Source organism: Carnobacterium sp. (assembly GCF_049673005.1).
In the GTDB taxonomy this organism is placed as follows: Bacteria; Bacillota; Bacilli; order Lactobacillales; family Carnobacteriaceae; genus Carnobacterium_A.
On sequence record NZ_JBATXB010000015.1, the window covers coordinates 1 to 17,095 of the forward strand.

The window sequence follows — 17,095 nt, forward strand, 5'->3', positions numbered from 1 at the left end:
TTAAGACCTGGTTTTTTACGCTCAACCATACGTGGGTCACGTGTTAATAGGCCTGCAGCTTTTAAAGGAGCACGGAAATCTGGGTCCACTTGTAGTAACGCGCGAGCGATACCGTGACGTGTAGCGCCAGCTTGTCCAGTGTATCCACCGCCATTTACGTTTACGTGAATGTCATAGCTATCCAAAGTTTCTGTAACTGCTAAAGGTTGTTTAACGATTACATAAAGATATGGGAAAGGCATGTATTCAGTGATGTCTTTTTTGTTCATGATGATTTTACCAGTTCCGGGTACTAAACGTACGCGAGCTGTTGAGTTTTTACGACGGCCTGTGCCGGTATATTGTACTTGTGCCAAAGAATTTCCCTCCTTAAATTAGGTTTGTAATGTCCAATACTTCTGGTTGTTGTGCTTGGTGAGTATGTTCTGCTCCAGCGTAAACGTGTAATTTCATGCCTTGTGCACGGCCTAAAGTGTTTTTAGGTAACATACCTTTAACGGACATTTCAATCAATTTACGAGAGTTGTTAGAACGCAATTCTCCAGCTGAGACTTGTTTCAAACCACCAATGAAACCAGTGTGGTGATAATAAATTTTGTCAGTTGCTTTTTTACCAGTTAATTTGATTTTTTCTGCATTAATAACAATCACAAAGTCACCAGTATCAATGTGGGGTGTGAAAGTTGGTTTATTTTTACCGCGTAGAATAGATGCTACTACAGTAGACAAACGTCCCATTGGGATATCAGTTGCGTCTACCACATACCATTTACGTTCTACTTCGCTAGGTTTAGCCATATAAGTTGTACGCACGTTTTATTCCTCCATATTCTTATCTGTTTGTTTGATGCACAATATAAGTTTCCGGGGCTCATTATGTGGTGGCAAACAATACCATCTAACATTTTACCGTTTATAAAGATAATTGTCAATGTTTCCAGATGTTTTTTTTATTTTAATTTTTCTTATTTAATTTTTTCATTTAATAACAACTTGTCGCCTTTAAGATCAATCACTTTTAGCCAGTTATTATTCTTCACATAAACCGTTTTGTAGACTTGTTCATTGTCTTTTGAAAACAACATCACACGAGTTCCTTGGTTATCTGTCACTAAACGACTCTCGTAAACAGATAAGTCAATCGTGTCTTTAGCATAGACTAGCTCTTCGTATTGACTAATATCTGTCACTATTTCAGCTTTAGCTACTTCTTCTTCACTGATTTGGGCTAGATCGTCGTCTTCCTCGTCAGGCATCTCTGTTGCTGTCGAACTTTCAACAGCCATACTTTCTGATGATACACTTTCTGTCCTAACTTCCTCGCTAGATTGAGCAACTGAATCTGAAGACTCTACAACAGATTCATCCGTTGTTTGTGTGCTGCAACCTCCTAAAACAAATGCTGCGGCAAAAAAGACCATTATTCTTTTATACATCATTTTTCTTTCATTCTCCTTTCAAACATATTCTAAGATAAAATCGTTGATTCATTATAATCTTCTTATCACTATAACAAAACATACTGCTATTCACAAAATATAACTCATCAGAATATCATCTATAAATTGATTATTCATCCAAAACTCTTCTTTCAACGTTCCTTCAATAACAAACCCATTTTTTTGATAAAATCGAATAGCCCCTTGATTTGTTCCTAAGACGCGTAAGCTTAATTTATGGATCCCTTGTTTTTCCGCTTCTTCTTTAACGGCATCCATTAATTTTTCTCCTACTCCGCTCCTTTGCATCATAGGGTCAACACCTATATCAATCGTCCACGTCTTTTTATGGGCCTCTAAGTGCGTTGGAGGATGAAAGCCGATAAATCCAACAGCTTTCCCTTCCAGTTCGCTAAAGGCCACTAAATGTGTACCAATAGGATAGTGTGTTTTATACGCTGCTGCTGAAGAATACGTTATGACTTGAGGTGTGTTTTCTTCATTCCATATCTGATTTTCAATCGCAACTAAAGCCGGATAATCAGACCATAGACTTGGTCGTATCGAAATCGTCATTGTGCCCCTCCGTCTCATGAATAACCTTACTTTCAAATGCCGTTCCTTTCGTTGCTTTTTCATTGTCATAAAAAACTTCAACTAAATACAACCCTTGCGGTGATGCTGTCGGACCAGCTTGACGTCGGTCTTTGACTTCCAACAATCGTTTCATATCATCCGCTGGACGTCTACCATTTGCAATTTGGAGCAACGTACCAATAAAAATTCGAACCATATTATACAAAAAGCCATTACCTCTGAACGTAAAAATAAGTTCTCCTTTTTCTTTATCTTCTACCACGCTCGCTTCATAAACGGTTCTCACTTTATCCTCACGACCACTATTAGTCGCACAAAAACTAGAAAAATCATGAGTTCCCTCGATATCTTTTAGAGCTTGCTCTAAAACAGGTAAATTAATTGGGTATTCATGGTGTTTTGCATACAACCGTTTAAATGGATTTGTATTTTCATGAGTGTCTACTCGGTACATGTATTTTTTTCCTTTTGCTAAATAGCGGGCATGAAAATTAGAATCGACGATTTCAACTTCACGGACTTCTATTTCATCAGTTGTTAAACTATTCATCGCCCGCTGCATATTTTCAGTTGGCATAGGGAAGGGATAGTCAAAATGAATGATTTGTCCTAAAGCATGAACGCCTGAATCGGTTCTTCCTGATCCATGTATCTTAATATCGACTCCTTTTGACATGATTTTTAAAACCCTCTGGATTTCACCTTGCACCGTTCGCCCTTTATCTTGAATTTGAAATCCATTAAAATTTGTTCCATCGTATTGAATCATTATTTTATAGCGTATTTTCTCCATATTATCTAACTCCTAAAGATTCAGTTTTCTTTTCAAAACAGAAAAAGACCGTTCGATTGGTTAATGAACAAGTCTTTATTCTGATCTATTTTCTTAATAAAATTAGTCCAACAGTCAAAAATGCATATGCAACAATCACAACGGTATCACGCGTTTCCCATTTCAAAAGACGGTACTTGCTTCGGCCTTCGCCACCTTGGTACCCTCGCGCTTCCATCGCCGTTGCCAATTCCTCAGCGCGGTTAAATGAACTCACAAATAAAGGGATCAGTAATGGAACAATAGCTTTCATTTGTTGAAAAACAGTGCCTTCGCCAAAATCTACCCCACGCGCACGTTGCGCATTCATTATTTTTTCTGTTTCATCCATCAATGTTGGAACAAATCTTAATGCAATGGATAACATTAAAGCAATTTCATAAACCGGTACTTTTATCGCCAACAAAGGACGCAACAAGAACTCTATTGCATCTGTAAGCGAAAGAGGCATGGTTGTGAGCGTTAATAGCGTCGACATGAATATGATTAGCACAAAACGACAAAAGATGTACACACCGTTTAAAACGCCCTCTTGAGACACCGTGATTGGCCCCCATGAAAAATAAATCGTTTCTCCACCTGTAAACAATACTTGTAAAATCACCGTAAATAAAATTAGCCAAATTAAGGGCTTAACGCCATTGATGAAAAAGCTTAATTTTATTTTAGATAAGTAAATAACAAACATCGTAAAAAGAAACAACAACCCATATGTTTGCCAGTTATTGGCTAAAAATATAATTCCAATAAAAAACATGCTGCCCATTAGTTTAGCTCTTGGATCTAGCTTATGAATCAATGACTGTCCAGGGATATAACGACCAAAAATTAATTTATCCATCATTTGATATCACCTGCTTTTAAGGCTTTCACACGATCAGCGATAGAATCCGCTAACTCTGTAGCCGTTAGGGCAGTTTGATTTTCTTTTACCCCTAATTTTGCGTTTAAACGGTTGCTAAAAGAAACGGCTGCCGGAACTCCTAGTTGTTTGGTTTTTAACCAAGCTTCATCCTGGAAAATTTCACGCGGTGTCCCCTCTTTAACAACCGTTCCTTTTTCTAAAATAATCATGTGATCAGCATAGTCAGCAACGTCATCCATTAAATGTGTTACTAAAACTATCGTTAATCCTTTTTCTTTGTGTAAACGATAGAACATGTCCATCATTTCTTTCCGGCCTTGCGGATCCAGTCCAGCAGTTGGTTCATCTAAAACGAGTATATGTGGCTCCATTGCTAAAACTCCTGCTATAGCAACTCGACGCATCTGTCCACCTGATAAATCAAAGGGTGACCGTTCCATAAAGCTCTCATCCAATCCTACTAAAGGAAGCATCTTTCTAGCTAATTCAGTCGATTTCTCTTCAGAAACACCAAAGTTTTTCGGACCGAAGGCAATATCTTTTGCTACGGTTTCTTCAAATAATTGAGCTTCTGGAAATTGGAATACAATCCCTACTTGCTTACGAATAGATTTAAGATTCTTATTATTGGTCTCTGATGTGATTACACGGTCCCCTATTGTTACTGTACCTTCTGAAGGTTTCATCAATGCATTCAAATGCTGCAACACAGTCGATTTCCCACTACCTGTATGACCAACCAAAGCAGTAAAACTACCTTCTTTAATGATCATATCTATGTCGTATAAAGCTCGATTTTCAAAAGGTGTGCCTTTTTGATAGGTGTACCCTACTTTGTCGAAAATAATGTCCACAGCCAGTCCACCATCCCTTCTTCTGTCAGGTATTCCATTGGCACATCAATACCACGTTCCTTCAATGATAATTTTAACTTTTCAGGAAAAGGTAAATCTAATCCCATTTGGATTAATTTTTCTCCACTAGCAAAAATTTCCTCCGGTGTACCTTCTTGAATTAATTCGCCATTCTTTATAACCATAATACGATTAGCATTAGCCGCTTCATCAATATCATGAGTAATAGAAATAACCGTTAAATTCGCTTTCTCTTTTATCGCCTTGACAGTAGCCAGAACTTCTTGTCGTCCTTGAGGATCCAGCATACTCGTTGCCTCATCTAAAATAATAATCGCTGGACGCAATGCAATCACACCTGCGATAGCTGCGCGTTGTTTTTGACCTCCAGAAAGTCTAGCAGGCTCTTTTTCCATAAACTCAGACATCTTAACTCTTTCAATCGCGTCAATAACACGATCGATCATTTCTTCTCGTGGGATACCTTGGTTTTCTAAACCAAAAGCCACATCATCTTGCACCGTTGATCCAACAAATTGATTATCAGGATTTTGAAAGACCATTCCAACTAATTTTCTTATTTCCCAAATGTTTTGCTCACTTAAAACTAATCCACCAACCGTTACTTCTCCTTGATTAGGCGCAATTAATCCATTAATTGTTTTTGCTAAAGTAGATTTTCCAGACCCATTATGACCAATAATAGCTACCCATTCTCCTGCCTCTATAGAAAGCGAAATATTATTTAAGGCAGGTTTGGCGTCCGTTGTATGGTATTGATACGATATATTTTTTAATATTATAATTTTATCCATTGAACATTCCTCACGTTCTCATTAATTTCAAGTCTCTATAAGACTATCAAAAAAGTAGTTTTGGTGCAATAAACGATACTGCCCTACTTATGTGTATTTTAGCATATTCTAACAGTTCATTTTATATACTAAAACAGGCAACAAATAAAGGGACAAGCCCAGTTATTTGTTGCCTGTTTTAAGACAAAAAAAATCACTTTCCTCGATGAATTTACCCCTCTTAGATGAAACCCATTTTCATCTAAGAGAAGTTTCGAGCTAGACTTGGAGAAACCTAAATGGCTTTCCATCATCGTAACACTCTTTACATACATCAAAAAAGTAAACTTGTTTGAATGTTGTATAATTAAGAACGACTAATTGTAGTAACCGAAGCCATACAACGTTGGTTTAAATTAAACTAATTCAATAATAACCATTGGTGCAGCATCGCCGCGACGTGGTTCTGTTTTCATTATACGTGTGTATCCGCCTTGACGCTCAGCGTAACGAGGTGCGATATCACTAAATAATTTTTGTAATGCAGATTGGATGACAACAGCATCGTCTTCTTCTTTAATAGCTGCTACTTCATTACGAATGTATGCTGCTGCTTGACGACGTGCGTGCAAGTCGCCTTTTTTACCTAAAGTAATCATTTTCTCAGTTGTTTTGCGAACTTCTTTAGCGCGTGCTTCAGTCGTTACAATACGTTCGTTAATGATTAAATCAGATGTTAAATCACGTAACATTGCTTTACGTTGTGAGCTTGTACGGCCTAATTTACGGTAACCCATTTTGATTTTCCTCCCTTGTTACAGTACTAATCGTCTTGGCGCAAACTTAAATTAAGTTCAGCTAATTTATACTTAACTTCTTCAAGTGATTTACGTCCCAGATTGCGTACTTTAATCATTTCAGCTTCAGACTTGTCAGTCAATTCTTGAACAGAATTAATACCAGCGCGTTTCAAACAGTTGTATGAACGTACAGATAAATCAAGTTCTTCTATTGTCATTTCAAGCATTTTTTCTTTATGAGTCTCTTCTTTTTCTACCATGATTTCAGCTTTGCGAGCTTCATCAGTTAGATTTACAAAGATATTCAAGTGTTCTGTCATAATTTTTGCTGCAAGACTAACAGCTTCTTCTGGACTGATTGAACCATCTGCCCAAACATCAAGTGTTAATTTGTCAAAAATATCTTTCTGACCCACTCGTGCGTTTTCTACTTGGTAGTTTACACGACTAACTGGGGTGTAAATCGAATCGACAGGCAATACACCGATAGGCATATCTTCTGGTTTATTGTGTTCAGCTCTTGTATAACCTCTACCTGTTTTAGCTGTCATGCGAACGTGGAAACGTGCACCTTCGGCTACTGTACAAATGTACAAATCAGGGTTTAGTATTTCAACATCGCTATCATAAATGATATCGGCTGCTGTTACAACTGCAGGACCTTTTACATCGATTTCAATCGTTTTATCTTCACCAGAATATAACTTGAGTGCAAGTTTTTTTACGTTCAAAATAATTGACGTTACATCTTCAAGAACACCGTCAACAGCTGAAAATTCATGTAAAATACCATCGATTTGAATAGTGGTTACTGCTGCTCCCGGTAGAGAAGACAACAAGATACGACGTAGAGAATTCCCTAACGTAGTTCCATAACCGCGTTCAAGTGGCTCTACAACGAATTTGCCGAATTTAGCATCATCGCTGATCTCAATCGTTTCGATTCTTGGCTTTTCAATTTCGATCATTCTATCTATACCCCTTTCAAAACGTGAAGTTCATGTTACCGAGTGCAAAAACATTAAATGAAATAGCTCTCAATTATACACGACGGCGTTTAGGAGGGCGGCATCCATTATGTGGAATAGGTGTTACGTCGCGAATAGCGGTAACTTCTAAACCAGTTGCTTGTAGAGAACGGATAGCTGCTTCACGACCTGAACCAGGACCTTTAACGGCTACTTCTACAGTTTTCATACCATTTTCCATACAAACTTTTGCTGCAGTTTCTGCTGCCATTTGTGCTGCGAATGGTGTTGATTTTTTTGATCCACGGAAACCTAGAGCTCCAGCAGATGACCATGCAACAGCGTTACCATGAACATCAGTGATCATTACAATTGTGTTATTAAAAGTAGAGCGAATGTGAGCAACCCCACTTTCGATATTCTTTTTCACACGGCGTTTACGTACAACTTTTTTTACCATGAAGGTTGACCTCCTTACTTAATTATTATTTTTTCTTACCTGCGATTGATTTAGATGGGCCTTTACGAGTACGAGCGTTGTTCTTCGTGTTTTGTCCGCGAACGGGTAAACCACGACGGTGACGCATACCTCTGTATGAACCAATTTCAAGCAAACGTTTAATATTTTGGCTTACTTCACGACGAAGGTCACCTTCGATTTTTAATTTGTCAACTTCTGCACGAACGGCATCTAATTGATCATTTGTTAAATCGATTACACGGATTTCTTCAGAAACGTCAGCAGCTTTCAAAACTTTTTGAGCTGTTGTTTTACCGATTCCGAATATATATGTTAAAGAAATTACTACACGCTTATCACGTGGAATATCTACACCAGCAATACGAGCCATTTATTTACACCTCCTGTTAATTTAACTGATTAACCTTGACGTTGCTTGTGTTTAGGATTTTCGCAAATCACCATAACACGACCATTACGTCGGATAACTTTACATTTGTCACAAATTTTCTTAACTGATGGTCTTACTTTCATGAATTATACCTCCTATTTTAATTGACGGAGTACAATTATTTAAAGCGATAAGTAATGCGTCCACGGGTTAGATCATATGGGGACAATTCAACTGTTACTTTGTCTCCAGGCAGGATTCTAATGTAGTGCATCCGAATTTTTCCTGAAACATGTGCCAATACAATATGGCCATTTTCAAGTTCAACTTTAAACATTGCATTCGGCAAAGTTTCAACGACTGTTCCTTCTATTTCAATGACATCGTCTTTCGCCACGCCTCGTACCTCCTTAAAAGTGTTTCGCATTTTAAACGCGATAAACAGTGAGCGCACTAGCCCTCACTTTTCTGTTTCATCTTAACCTATTAATTATACCACAACATAACAGCATTGAGAATTCAACATCTGGCACATTATACCACAAAATTAATACAGTAACAAGTTTGCTGCAGACTATCGCTATGCTTAGTTCTACTATCCACTTTAATGCGAGATATTGTTCAACACGAGTCAAAACTAGTCACAATCAAACTAAAGTTAATTTTACTTAACTTCTGAAATAATTGCTTGAATATCTTTGAACACATCTTGAAAATCATCTTCACCATTAACGGTATGCAAGACATTGCGTTTTGAATAAAAGTCTACAAGAGTATTTGTTGATTCAAGATTAACATTTATTCGGTTTTCAACGGTTTCAGGTTTATCGTCTTCTCTTTGATAGAATTCATGTTTCCCACAACGATCACAAGTTCCTTCAACCTTTGGCGGGTTGTAAATTTTATGATAGGTTGCGCCACATGAACGACAGATAATCCTTCCAGTTAAACGTTCCATCAAAATGTCTTTATTTACGTTAATGTAAACAACAGCATCTAATTTCTTGTTTAAATCCTTTAAAATACCTTCCAAAACGTTCGCTTGGTTAAGCGTTCTTGGATAACCATCTAGTAAAAAGCCGTCTTTTGTATCTGCTTCAGCCAAACGTTCTTTTACAATCCCGTTTGTTACTTCATCAGGAACTAGTTCGCCTTTGTCCATAAATGTTTTTGCTTCTATTCCTAAGGCAGTTTCATTTTTGATAGCAGCACGAAACATATCACCAGTTGAAATATGCGGCACATGATATGTGTCTACAATTTTCTCGGCTTGTGTTCCTTTTCCTGCACCAGGAAGACCTACTAAAATGAGATTCATCATTTTCCCTCCTACTAATGTAAGAATTGGTGCTGAGGATAATCCCCAACACTTTCTTCTTATTGTATAAAGCCTTGGTAACTTCTTTTAATCATTTGACCTTCTAATTGTCTAACTGAATCTAAAGCAACACCAACTACGATTAATAGACTGGTACCACCTAGAGCTAGGGAAGGAGGCAAATTCCATAAATTAGCAGCTATAATCGGCAACAATGCGATAATTCCTAAATAAATAGCACCTACTGTACTCAAGTTCGTTAACGTTCTTGAAATAAAGTTTTGTGTTGGTTTACCAGGACGCACGCTTGGAATATAACCACCTTGTTTTTGTAAGTTTTCAGCTACTTTTTCTGGATTCACTTGAATGAATGCATAGAAGTAAGTGAATAAAATGATCAATAATGTATACAAAGCTGCACCAGTTGGTTCTTGTAAGTTAAAAACACTATTTAAAACAGTAAACCATGAAGAATCAGCATTGTTCTGACTAAAGAACCCTAATAATGTCTGTGGTGTTGTAATAAATGAACTTGCAAAAATTACTGGGATAACTCCAGCTGAGTTTACTTTTAAAGGCAAGAACGAACTTTGGCTTCCGCCAGTTGCTCGTTTTGAGTACTGAATAGGAATTTTACGTTTAGCATTTTCGATATAAATAACAACAATAACAACTGCTGCAATAGCAATTAACAAAGCTACTGTAAACAAAATTGCTTCAGTAAGTTCATCTCCGGCATTGCGAATTTGAGTATTGTAGTAAGTCATAACGTCTGATGGTACTTTTGCAATGATACCTGAAAAGATAATCATTGATGTTCCATTACCAAAGCCTTTAACCGTAATTTGTTCACCTAACCACATAACCAACATAGTTCCAGCCGTAAGAATCAATGCAATTGAAAGATAAGTAGATGTACTTGGATCTTTAATCAATCCAGTATTCGTTAGAGCATTAAATCCAAAAGAGATACCAATCGCTTGAACAAAAGCCAATCCGATTGTAAAATATCTCGTTACTTGATTTAATTTTCTACGTCCTACTTCACCTTGCTTTGCCCATTCCACAAACTTTGGAATAATGTCCATTTGTAGCAGTTGAATAACGATTGAAGCGGTGATATATGGAGAAACACCTAGAGCAAAAATAGAATAGCTGCTTAACGCTCCACCACCAAAGGTATTTAATAAACTAAAAAGTCCATTTGACGAATCAGAAAGTCCTTTTAGAGCTGATGCATCCACGCCAGGAACCGTTAAATGAGTTCCTATGCGAAAGATAATCAAAATACCAAGAGTGAATAGAATTTTTTTCCTAATGTCCTTTGCTTGAAAAGCATCCTTCAACAGTGTGAACATTAAATCACCTCGATTGAACCACCAGCAGCTTCAATAGCTTCTTTAGCTGCTTGAGAGAATTTGCTTGCCTTAACAGTTAGTTTGCGTTCAACTTGACCGTTACCCAAAACTTTAATCCCAGATTTTTCAGCTTTAATGATACCAGTTTCAACCAACATAGCTGGTGTTACTTCTGTACCATCTTCAAAACGGTTTAATGTTTCAAGGTTGACAATTGCATATTCTTTGCGGTTGATGTTCGTAAATCCACGTTTTGGTAAACGACGGAACAATGGTGTTTGTCCACCTTCGAACCCTAGACGTACGCCACCACCTGAACGTGAGTTTTGTCCTTTTTGACCACGACCTGAAGTTTTACCATTGCCTGATGAAGATCCACGTCCAACGCGATTGCGTTCTTTACGAGAACCTTCGGCAGATTTTAATTCATGAAGTTTCATATAGATTGGGCACCTCCTTCAATAAAAGATTTCGTTCTTTTTAGACTTCTTTAACGTCCACTAAATGTGAAATTGTTTTTACCATACCGATGATTGCTTCATTGGCAGGCTTTACTACAGAACTATTAGTTTTTTTCAAACCTAAAGCTTTTACTGTATCACGTTGGTTTTGAGGACGTCCGATAACGCTACGTTTTAAAGTGATTTCTAAATTAGCCATTTCTTATTGTCCTCCTTTTATCCTAGAATTTCTTCTACAGATTTATTGCGAAGTTTTGCAACTTCTTCAACGCGTTTTAATTGTAATAAACCGTCAACTGTTGCACGTACCATATTAATTGGTGTGCTTGAGCCTAAAGATTTACTTGTAATATCAGAAACTCCAGCAAGTTCTAAGATTGCACGGACAGGTCCGCCAGCAGATACTCCAGAACCTTCTTTAGCAGGTTTCATTAAGATGTTACCGCCACTGTAGCGTCCGATAACTTGATGAGGAATCGTAGTGTCTACCATAGGCACTTGAATAAGATTCTTTTTAGCGTCTTCAATTGCTTTACGGATAGCTTCTGGAACTTCTTGTGCTTTACCAGTACCAAAACCTACGTGTCCGTTTTTATCTCCTACAACAACTAATGCAGCAAAGCGTAGACGACGTCCACCTTTTACAACTTTAGTTACGCGGTTAATAGAAACAACGCGATCTTCTAAGTCCAATTGAGTTGGATCGATGTAAACCATGTGTGGTATTCCTCCTTTTTTTAGAATTCTAGTCCATTTTCGCGAGCAGCTTCAGCTAAAGCTTGAACACGGCCATGGTAAAGGTATCCACCACGGTCAAAGACTACTTTTTTAATTTCTTTTTCAACGGCTAATTTAGCTATAGTTTCCCCAACAATTGATGCTTGGTTTACTTTAGTTTCGCCTGCAATATCTTTATTATCGAATGAAGATGCACTTGCTAGCGTCACACCCGCTACGTCATCAATTAATTGAGCGTAGATATTTTTATTAGAACGGAACACGTTTAAACGTGGGCACTCTGCAGTACCAGAAATTTTTGAACGTACACGTGAATGTCTCTTCAAACGTACTTTATTTTTGTCTGGTTTATTAATCACAATTGTCACCTCTTATCTTTTATATTAGTTTTATGCAGCTAAGTAATTAAAATTACTTACCTGTTTTACCTTCTTTACGACGTACGATTTCGTTAACATAACGAATCCCTTTGCCTTTATAAGGTTCTGGTGGGCGAGTAGCACGAATATTCGCAGCTAATTCACCAACACGTTCTTTATTTGATCCTTTAACAACAACTTTAGTATTCGCAGGAACTTCAACAGTAATTCCTTCTTCGATATCGAATTCTACAGGATGAGAATAACCAACGTTCAATACAAGTTTATTCCCTTGTAATTGAGCACGGTACCCTACACCAATTAATTCTAAAGCTTTTTCGAAACCTACAGTTACTCCAACAATCATGTTGTTTAGGTTAGCACGCATTGTTCCGTGCATTGCACGATTTTCTTTCAAGTCGTTGGGACGTGAAAAAGAAATATCGTTACCATCTACAGTCATTGTAATAACAGGGCTGAAAGAGCGTGTCAACTCACCTTTTGGTCCTTTAACAGTAACTTCATTCTCATTACGAGTAACAGTTACGTTTTCAGGGACAGTGATTACTTTATTACCGATACGGCTCACAGCTGTGCACCTCCTTGTTTATTTATCTATATTACCAAATGTAAGCTAAGATTTCTCCGCCAACATTTTTAGATCTAGCTTCTTTGTCTGTGAATACACCTTCAGAAGTTGATACGATCGCAATACCAAGTCCGTTAAGAACTTTAGGCACTTCGCCAGATTTAGCGTAAACACGCAAACCAGGTTTAGAGATACGTTTCAATCCAGTGATAACACGTTCGTTGTTTTTTCCGTATTTTAAGAAAACGCGGATAACACCTTGTTTGTCATCTTCCATGTATTCAACATTTTTAATAAAACCTTCACGTTTTAAAATTTCAGCAATGTCTTTTTTGATTTTTGAAGCAGGCAATTCTAATGATTCGTGACGTGCCATATTGGCATTACGTATACGAGTTAGAAAATCTGCGATTGGATCTGTCATGACCATTTGTTTTTAGCCTCCTTTATGCAAGTATCGTCTTACCAGCTTGCTTTCTTCACGCCGGGAATTTGTCCTTTATAGGCAAGTTCGCGGAAGCAAATACGGCAAAGTCTAAATTTACGATAAACTGAGTGTGGACGTCCACAACGTTCGCAACGAGTGTACTCTTGAGTTGAGTGTTTTGCAGGACGTTTGTTCTTAGCAATCATTGATTTTTTAGCCACGTAGTTCGCCTCCTTTTTTTATTTTTGGAATGGCATTCCAAGTTGTGTTAAAAGTTCGCGTGATTCTTCATCTGTTTTAGCAGTAGTTACAATAACAATATCCATTCCGCGGACTTTGTCTACTTTATCGTAGTCAACTTCCAAGAAAATTAATTGTTCTTTAACTCCTAAAGTGTAGTTCCCACGTCCGTCGAAAGCTTTTTTGCTTACGCCATGGAAGTCACGTACACGAGGAAGAGAAACAGTAACTAATTTATCTAAGAAATCATACATTCTTTCTCCACGTAAAGTAACTTTAGTGCCAATCGGCATTCCTTCACGTAAACGGAAAGCAGCGATTGATTTTTTAGCTTTAGTTATCATTGGTTTTTGTCCAGAAATAGCAGTTAATTCTTCAACAGCTTTGTCTAGGTTTTTAGCGTTTGATACAGCGTCACCGACACCCATGTTAATAATAATTTTATCAACTTTTGGAGTTTCCATAATTGATTTGTAATCAAATTTTTCCATCATAGATGGAGTAACTTCATTCATGTATTTTTCTTTAAGGCGGTTCATTCGGATTGTCCCTCCTTCCTTATAGTTTATTTATCTAAAACTTCACCAGTTTTTTTAGAAATACGTACTTTTTTACCATCTTCTACTTTGTAACCAACTCTTGTTGGTTCGCCTGTTGAAGCGTCAATTAGCATAACATTTGAAACGTGAACTGGAGCTTCCATTTCAATAATGCCACCTTGTGGGTTCAATTGACTTGGTTTTTGGTGTTTTTTCACCATATTAATTGATTCAACAATTACTTGATCTTTTTTAGGGAAAGCTTTTAAAATTACGCCTTCTTTTCCTTTATCTTTACCAGTAATTACTTTAACTTTATCGCCTGATTTGATGTACATGTTTTCTTGCACCTCCTTATAGTGGATGGTTGAATATTATAAAACTTCTGGTGCTAACGAAATGATTTTCATGAAATTGTTCTCACGTAATTCACGTGCAACAGGTCCAAAGATACGTGTTCCACGCGGACTTTTATCGTCACGAATGATAACACAAGCATTTTCGTCAAATTTGATGTAAGAACCATCTGCACGACGAGCGCCAGTTTTGGTACGAACAATAACAGCTTTAACAACTTCACCTTTTTTGACAACGCCACCTGGTGTAGCGTTCTTCACGCTACAAACGATTACGTCACCAATATTAGCTACTTTACGGCCTGAACCGCCAAGTACTTTAATTGCTAGCACTTCACGTGCTCCTGAATTATCTGCAACTTTTAAACGAGATTCTGATTGGATCACAATAGTATCCTCCTTTCGGATTTAAAAACTGACTTCTTATCTTTAAAGTCAATTAGATAATAACTGATTCTTGTACAACTTCTAATAAACGGAAATGTTTAGTAGCAGATAATGGACGAGTTTCCATGATTTTAACGATATCGCCTATTTTGGCTACATTGTTTTCATCATGTGCTTTATATTTTTTAGAATATTTTACACGTTTACCGTATTTGCTATGTCTCTTTTGAGTTTCTGTTACGACAACAATTGTCTTATCCATTTTATCTGAGACAACGCGACCTTGATAAACTTTACGTTGATTACGTTCTTCACTCATTGCTTGGTAACCTCCTTTGCTAGTCAACTATTTTTGTAACTCAGCTTGACGTAACGCAGTTTTAATGCGTGCAATCGATTTGCGAACTTCACTTAAACGAGAAGTATTTTCTAATTGACCTGTTGCTAATTGGAATCGCAGATTGAATAGTTCAGATTTAAATTCTTTCTCTTTTTCAACCATTTCAGCAGTGGATAACTCTTTAAGTTCATTAGCCTTCATTCGATTCACCACCAATTTCTGTACGTTTTACAATTTTCGTTTTTACGGGTAATTTGTGAGAAGCTAATCGTAATGCTTCACGAGCTACTTCTTCAGATACGCCGCCAATTTCAAACATGATTTTTCCACGTTTAACTGGTGCTACCCATCCTTCAGGAGCTCCTTTACCGGAACCCATACGTACTCCGATTGCTTTAGACGTATATGATTTATGAGGGAAAATTTTAATCCATACTTTCCCACCACGTTTCATATAACGTGTCATTGCTATACGTGCAGCTTCGATTTGGCGGTTAGTAATCCATTGTGAATCAACAGCTTGTAAGCCGTACTCCCCAAAAGTTACTTCTTTTCCACCTTTAGCTTCGCCACGCATTTTACCTCTAAATTCACGACGGAATTTTACGCGTTTAGGTACTAACATGATTATTTCCCTCCTTTCTCAGCGTTCTTTTTTGTTGGAAGAATTTCTCCACGATAAATCCAGACTTTAACGCCTAATTTACCATAAGTAGTATCTGCTTCTTCCCATGCGTAGTCGATATCGGCACGCAATGTGTGTAATGGAACTGATCCTTCAGAGTGAGTTTCGCTACGAGCGATATCTGCACCATTCAAACGACCTGATACCATTGTTTTGATTCCTTTAGCTCCAGAACGCATTGTGCGTTGGATAGCTTGTTTTTGAGCACGACGGAAAGCTACACGGCTTTCTAATTGAGTGGCAATGCCAGCAGCAACTAATTTAGCATCTAAATCAGGGTTTTTAATTTCCACAATATTGATGTGGACACGTTTGCCTGTAAGCTCGTTTAATTTTTTACGTAGTGAATCAACTTCAGAACCGCCTTTACCGATAACCATGCCCGGTTTAGCAGTATGAAGTGAAACATTTACACGATTAGCAGCACGTTCGATTTCGATTTGAGAAATTGAAGCGTCACTAAGTTTTTTAGCAATGTATTCACGGATACGTAGATCTTCATGTAAATAGTTAGCATATTCTTTTTCTGCATACCATTTAGCATCCCAATCACGGATGATGCCTACACGTAAGCCCGTTGGATTAATTTTTTGACCCACAGATTATCCCTCCTTTTTCTCTGATACCACTACTGTAATATGGCTTGTACGTTTTAAGATTGGAGCTGCTGAGCCTTTTGCACGAGGACGGAAACGTTTCATCGTTGCGCCTTCGTTAACGTAAGCTTCGCTAACTACCAAGTTTTCTACGTCTAAATCGTAGTTGTGTTCTGCATTTGCTATAGCTGACATTAGTACTTTTTCAACTGCTGGTGATGCCCCGCGTGGAGTGAATTTCAAAATTGAAATAGCTTCCCCAACACTTTTTCCTCTAATAAGATCGACAACTAAACGAACTTTACGAGGTGCAATACGAACAGTTTTTGCTGTAGCTGTAGCTGCTGTAATTTGTTCTTGCATGAGTATACCTCCCCTCGATATTAACGTCTAGTTCTTTTATCATCCGCAGCGTGACCGCGGTAAGTTCTTGTTGGTGCGAATTCGCCTAATTTGTGTCCGACCATGTCTTCTTGTACATAAACTGGAACATGCTTGCGTCCATCATAGACAGCAATTGTGTATCCTACGAAACTTGGGAAAATTGTTGAACGACGAGACCATGTTTTAACAACTGATTTCTTTTCGCTTTTAGCTAATGCGTCCATTTTTTTCATCAAGTGATCATCTACAAAAGGTCCTTTTTTAAGACTACGACCCATGTTTGGACCTCCTTTCCGCTAGTAGTAAATCAGCTTAAGC

The 17,095-nt window shown here is 37.7% G+C and carries 32 protein-coding genes; all 32 read right to left on the reverse strand.

From position 1 onward, the window contains the following. Positions 1-356: 30S ribosomal protein S9 (gene rpsI / locus WBF61_RS01225; RefSeq protein ID WP_424253208.1), on the reverse strand; the 356-nt coding region annotated here is incomplete at its 3' end. 13 nt (positions 357-369) lie between these two features. Beyond that, entirely contained in the window at positions 370-798 is a 429-nt protein-coding gene (gene rplM / locus WBF61_RS01230; protein ID WP_424253316.1) for a 50S ribosomal protein L13, read from the reverse strand. Between the two features lie 167 nt (positions 799-965). After that, complete coding sequence (locus tag WBF61_RS01235; RefSeq protein WP_424253210.1) at positions 966-1,439, reverse strand: hypothetical protein; 474 nt, start codon at positions 1,437-1,439, stop codon at positions 966-968. A 90-nt stretch (positions 1,440-1,529) separates the two neighbouring features. After that, positions 1,530-2,015, reverse strand: a complete 486-nt coding sequence (locus WBF61_RS01240) for an N-acetyltransferase family protein (protein WP_424253211.1) — start codon at positions 2,013-2,015, stop codon at positions 1,530-1,532. Then, on the reverse strand, positions 1,981-2,829 hold the full coding sequence (truA, locus tag WBF61_RS01245) for a tRNA pseudouridine(38-40) synthase TruA (protein WP_424253212.1): 849 nt from the start codon (positions 2,827-2,829) through the stop codon (positions 1,981-1,983). The genes WBF61_RS01240 and truA overlap by 35 nt, the downstream gene beginning before the upstream one ends. Before the next feature lie 85 nt (positions 2,830-2,914). Next, the gene (locus WBF61_RS01250; RefSeq protein ID WP_424253213.1) at positions 2,915-3,712 is read right to left on the reverse strand and encodes an energy-coupling factor transporter transmembrane component T family protein; all 798 of its coding nucleotides are present in this window, start codon (positions 3,710-3,712) and stop codon (positions 2,915-2,917) included. After that, on the reverse strand, positions 3,709-4,587 hold the full coding sequence (locus WBF61_RS01255; RefSeq protein WP_424253215.1) for an energy-coupling factor ABC transporter ATP-binding protein: 879 nt from the start codon (positions 4,585-4,587) through the stop codon (positions 3,709-3,711). The genes WBF61_RS01250 and WBF61_RS01255 overlap by 4 nt, the downstream gene beginning before the upstream one ends. Next, the gene (locus WBF61_RS01260) at positions 4,563-5,402 is read right to left on the reverse strand and encodes an energy-coupling factor ABC transporter ATP-binding protein (RefSeq protein ID WP_424253217.1); all 840 of its coding nucleotides are present in this window, start codon (positions 5,400-5,402) and stop codon (positions 4,563-4,565) included. The genes WBF61_RS01255 and WBF61_RS01260 overlap by 25 nt, the downstream gene beginning before the upstream one ends. 395 nt (positions 5,403-5,797) lie before the next feature. Next, positions 5,798-6,178, reverse strand: coding sequence for a 50S ribosomal protein L17 (gene rplQ / locus WBF61_RS01265; protein WP_034551741.1), 381 nt, complete (start codon positions 6,176-6,178; stop codon positions 5,798-5,800). A 26-nt stretch (positions 6,179-6,204) separates the two neighbouring features. Further along, positions 6,205-7,149: a DNA-directed RNA polymerase subunit alpha gene (locus WBF61_RS01270; protein WP_424253219.1), complete on the reverse strand. Its 945-nt coding sequence runs from the start codon at positions 7,147-7,149 to the stop codon at positions 6,205-6,207. 73 nt (positions 7,150-7,222) lie between these two features. Beyond that, entirely contained in the window at positions 7,223-7,609 is a 387-nt protein-coding gene (gene rpsK / locus WBF61_RS01275; RefSeq protein WP_414839321.1) for a 30S ribosomal protein S11, read from the reverse strand. 25 nt (positions 7,610-7,634) lie between these two features. Further along, the gene (rpsM, locus tag WBF61_RS01280; protein ID WP_424253221.1) at positions 7,635-8,000 is read right to left on the reverse strand and encodes a 30S ribosomal protein S13; all 366 of its coding nucleotides are present in this window, start codon (positions 7,998-8,000) and stop codon (positions 7,635-7,637) included. 29 nt (positions 8,001-8,029) lie between these two features. Then, a complete protein-coding gene (rpmJ, locus tag WBF61_RS01285) occupies positions 8,030-8,143 on the reverse strand; it encodes a 50S ribosomal protein L36 (protein WP_034551737.1) in 114 nt (37 codons plus the stop codon). 35 nt (positions 8,144-8,178) lie between these two features. Beyond that, positions 8,179-8,397 carry a translation initiation factor IF-1 gene (gene infA, locus WBF61_RS01290; RefSeq protein WP_034551736.1) on the reverse strand — a complete coding sequence of 73 codons (219 nt, stop codon included), beginning with the start codon at positions 8,395-8,397 and terminating at the stop codon, positions 8,179-8,181. A gap of 267 nt (positions 8,398-8,664) precedes the next feature. After that, complete coding sequence (locus WBF61_RS01295) at positions 8,665-9,318, reverse strand: adenylate kinase (RefSeq protein ID WP_424253224.1); 654 nt, start codon at positions 9,316-9,318, stop codon at positions 8,665-8,667. Between the two features lie 59 nt (positions 9,319-9,377). Further along, the gene (gene secY / locus WBF61_RS01300) at positions 9,378-10,676 is read right to left on the reverse strand and encodes a preprotein translocase subunit SecY (protein ID WP_424253225.1); all 1,299 of its coding nucleotides are present in this window, start codon (positions 10,674-10,676) and stop codon (positions 9,378-9,380) included. After that, positions 10,676-11,116 carry a 50S ribosomal protein L15 gene (rplO, locus tag WBF61_RS01305; protein ID WP_034551731.1) on the reverse strand — a complete coding sequence of 147 codons (441 nt, stop codon included), beginning with the start codon at positions 11,114-11,116 and terminating at the stop codon, positions 10,676-10,678. The genes secY and rplO overlap by 1 nt, the downstream gene beginning before the upstream one ends. Positions 11,117-11,156: 40 nt before the next feature. Next, positions 11,157-11,336 carry a 50S ribosomal protein L30 gene (gene rpmD, locus WBF61_RS01310; protein WP_424253227.1) on the reverse strand — a complete coding sequence of 60 codons (180 nt, stop codon included), beginning with the start codon at positions 11,334-11,336 and terminating at the stop codon, positions 11,157-11,159. A 17-nt stretch (positions 11,337-11,353) separates the two neighbouring features. Continuing rightward, entirely contained in the window at positions 11,354-11,854 is a 501-nt protein-coding gene (gene rpsE / locus WBF61_RS01315; protein ID WP_424253229.1) for a 30S ribosomal protein S5, read from the reverse strand. Between the two features lie 20 nt (positions 11,855-11,874). Further along, positions 11,875-12,234, reverse strand: a complete 360-nt coding sequence (gene rplR / locus WBF61_RS01320; RefSeq protein WP_424253231.1) for a 50S ribosomal protein L18 — start codon at positions 12,232-12,234, stop codon at positions 11,875-11,877. Between the two features lie 52 nt (positions 12,235-12,286). After that, the gene (gene rplF / locus WBF61_RS01325) at positions 12,287-12,823 is read right to left on the reverse strand and encodes a 50S ribosomal protein L6 (protein ID WP_424253232.1); all 537 of its coding nucleotides are present in this window, start codon (positions 12,821-12,823) and stop codon (positions 12,287-12,289) included. Positions 12,824-12,854: 31 nt separating this feature from the next. Then, positions 12,855-13,253 carry a 30S ribosomal protein S8 gene (gene rpsH, locus WBF61_RS01330; protein WP_085559013.1) on the reverse strand — a complete coding sequence of 133 codons (399 nt, stop codon included), beginning with the start codon at positions 13,251-13,253 and terminating at the stop codon, positions 12,855-12,857. A gap of 32 nt (positions 13,254-13,285) precedes the next feature. Then, on the reverse strand, positions 13,286-13,471 hold the full coding sequence (locus WBF61_RS01335) for a type Z 30S ribosomal protein S14 (protein ID WP_071130224.1): 186 nt from the start codon (positions 13,469-13,471) through the stop codon (positions 13,286-13,288). 18 nt (positions 13,472-13,489) lie between these two features. After that, a complete protein-coding gene (rplE, locus tag WBF61_RS01340; RefSeq protein WP_424253234.1) occupies positions 13,490-14,029 on the reverse strand; it encodes a 50S ribosomal protein L5 in 540 nt (179 codons plus the stop codon). A gap of 26 nt (positions 14,030-14,055) precedes the next feature. After that, positions 14,056-14,367, reverse strand: a complete 312-nt coding sequence (rplX, locus tag WBF61_RS01345; protein WP_424253236.1) for a 50S ribosomal protein L24 — start codon at positions 14,365-14,367, stop codon at positions 14,056-14,058. 36 nt (positions 14,368-14,403) lie between these two features. Then, positions 14,404-14,772, reverse strand: a complete 369-nt coding sequence (rplN, locus tag WBF61_RS01350) for a 50S ribosomal protein L14 (RefSeq protein ID WP_085559009.1) — start codon at positions 14,770-14,772, stop codon at positions 14,404-14,406. A gap of 52 nt (positions 14,773-14,824) precedes the next feature. Then, entirely contained in the window at positions 14,825-15,091 is a 267-nt protein-coding gene (rpsQ, locus tag WBF61_RS01355; protein WP_424253238.1) for a 30S ribosomal protein S17, read from the reverse strand. A 27-nt stretch (positions 15,092-15,118) separates the two neighbouring features. Next, a complete protein-coding gene (gene rpmC / locus WBF61_RS01360) occupies positions 15,119-15,313 on the reverse strand; it encodes a 50S ribosomal protein L29 (RefSeq protein ID WP_424253239.1) in 195 nt (64 codons plus the stop codon). Next, complete coding sequence (rplP, locus tag WBF61_RS01365; RefSeq protein ID WP_424253241.1) at positions 15,303-15,737, reverse strand: 50S ribosomal protein L16; 435 nt, start codon at positions 15,735-15,737, stop codon at positions 15,303-15,305. Before rplP ends, rpmC begins: the two co-directional genes overlap by 11 nt. Positions 15,738-15,739: 2 nt before the next feature. Continuing rightward, positions 15,740-16,396: a 30S ribosomal protein S3 gene (gene rpsC, locus WBF61_RS01370; protein ID WP_424253243.1), complete on the reverse strand. Its 657-nt coding sequence runs from the start codon at positions 16,394-16,396 to the stop codon at positions 15,740-15,742. A 3-nt stretch (positions 16,397-16,399) separates the two neighbouring features. Beyond that, entirely contained in the window at positions 16,400-16,756 is a 357-nt protein-coding gene (rplV, locus tag WBF61_RS01375; RefSeq protein WP_424253245.1) for a 50S ribosomal protein L22, read from the reverse strand. A gap of 20 nt (positions 16,757-16,776) precedes the next feature. Then, positions 16,777-17,055: a 30S ribosomal protein S19 gene (gene rpsS / locus WBF61_RS01380; RefSeq protein WP_085559004.1), complete on the reverse strand. Its 279-nt coding sequence runs from the start codon at positions 17,053-17,055 to the stop codon at positions 16,777-16,779. Positions 17,056-17,095: the final 40 nt, after the last annotated feature.

Bases quoted from the DNA above. Each gene is read 5' to 3' on its own strand.
- rpmC (WP_424253239.1), bottom strand. From the start codon at position 15,313: ATGAAGGCTAATGAACTTAAAGAGTTATCCACTGCTGAAATGGTTGAA.
- rpmD (WP_424253227.1), bottom strand. From the start codon at position 11,336: ATGGCTAATTTAGAAATCACTTTAAAACGTAGCGTTATCGGACGTCCT.
- WBF61_RS01270 (WP_424253219.1), bottom strand. From the start codon at position 7,149: ATGATCGAAATTGAAAAGCCAAGAATCGAAACGATTGAGATCAGCGAT.
- rpsM (WP_424253221.1), bottom strand. From the start codon at position 8,000: ATGGCTCGTATTGCTGGTGTAGATATTCCACGTGATAAGCGTGTAGTA.
- rplP (WP_424253241.1), bottom strand. From the start codon at position 15,737: ATGTTAGTACCTAAACGCGTAAAATTCCGTCGTGAATTTAGAGGTAAA.
- rplV (WP_424253245.1), bottom strand. From the start codon at position 16,756: ATGCAAGAACAAATTACAGCAGCTACAGCTACAGCAAAAACTGTTCGT.
- rplQ (WP_034551741.1), bottom strand. From the start codon at position 6,178: ATGGGTTACCGTAAATTAGGCCGTACAAGCTCACAACGTAAAGCAATG.
- WBF61_RS01295 (WP_424253224.1), bottom strand. From the start codon at position 9,318: ATGAATCTCATTTTAGTAGGTCTTCCTGGTGCAGGAAAAGGAACACAA.
- WBF61_RS01240 (WP_424253211.1), bottom strand. From the start codon at position 2,015: ATGACGATTTCGATACGACCAAGTCTATGGTCTGATTATCCGGCTTTA.
- rplM (WP_424253316.1), bottom strand. From the start codon at position 798: ATGGCTAAACCTAGCGAAGTAGAACGTAAATGGTATGTGGTAGACGCA.
- truA (WP_424253212.1), bottom strand. From the start codon at position 2,829: ATGGAGAAAATACGCTATAAAATAATGATTCAATACGATGGAACAAAT.
- WBF61_RS01260 (WP_424253217.1), bottom strand. From the start codon at position 5,402: ATGGATAAAATTATAATATTAAAAAATATATCGTATCAATACCATACA.
- rpsE (WP_424253229.1), bottom strand. From the start codon at position 11,854: ATGGTTTACATCGATCCAACTCAATTGGACTTAGAAGATCGCGTTGTT.
- rpmJ (WP_034551737.1), bottom strand. From the start codon at position 8,143: ATGAAAGTAAGACCATCAGTTAAGAAAATTTGTGACAAATGTAAAGTT.
- rplO (WP_034551731.1), bottom strand. From the start codon at position 11,116: ATGAAACTTCATGAATTAAAATCTGCCGAAGGTTCTCGTAAAGAACGC.
- rpsH (WP_085559013.1), bottom strand. From the start codon at position 13,253: ATGGTCATGACAGATCCAATCGCAGATTTTCTAACTCGTATACGTAAT.
- rpsS (WP_085559004.1), bottom strand. From the start codon at position 17,055: ATGGGTCGTAGTCTTAAAAAAGGACCTTTTGTAGATGATCACTTGATG.
- rpsK (WP_414839321.1), bottom strand. From the start codon at position 7,609: ATGGTAAAAAAAGTTGTACGTAAACGCCGTGTGAAAAAGAATATCGAA.
- WBF61_RS01235 (WP_424253210.1), bottom strand. From the start codon at position 1,439: ATGATGTATAAAAGAATAATGGTCTTTTTTGCCGCAGCATTTGTTTTA.
- secY (WP_424253225.1), bottom strand. From the start codon at position 10,676: ATGTTCACACTGTTGAAGGATGCTTTTCAAGCAAAGGACATTAGGAAA.
- rpsQ (WP_424253238.1), bottom strand. From the start codon at position 15,091: ATGAGTGAAGAACGTAATCAACGTAAAGTTTATCAAGGTCGCGTTGTC.
- rplE (WP_424253234.1), bottom strand. From the start codon at position 14,029: ATGAACCGCCTTAAAGAAAAATACATGAATGAAGTTACTCCATCTATG.
- rplX (WP_424253236.1), bottom strand. From the start codon at position 14,367: ATGTACATCAAATCAGGCGATAAAGTTAAAGTAATTACTGGTAAAGAT.
- WBF61_RS01250 (WP_424253213.1), bottom strand. From the start codon at position 3,712: ATGATGGATAAATTAATTTTTGGTCGTTATATCCCTGGACAGTCATTG.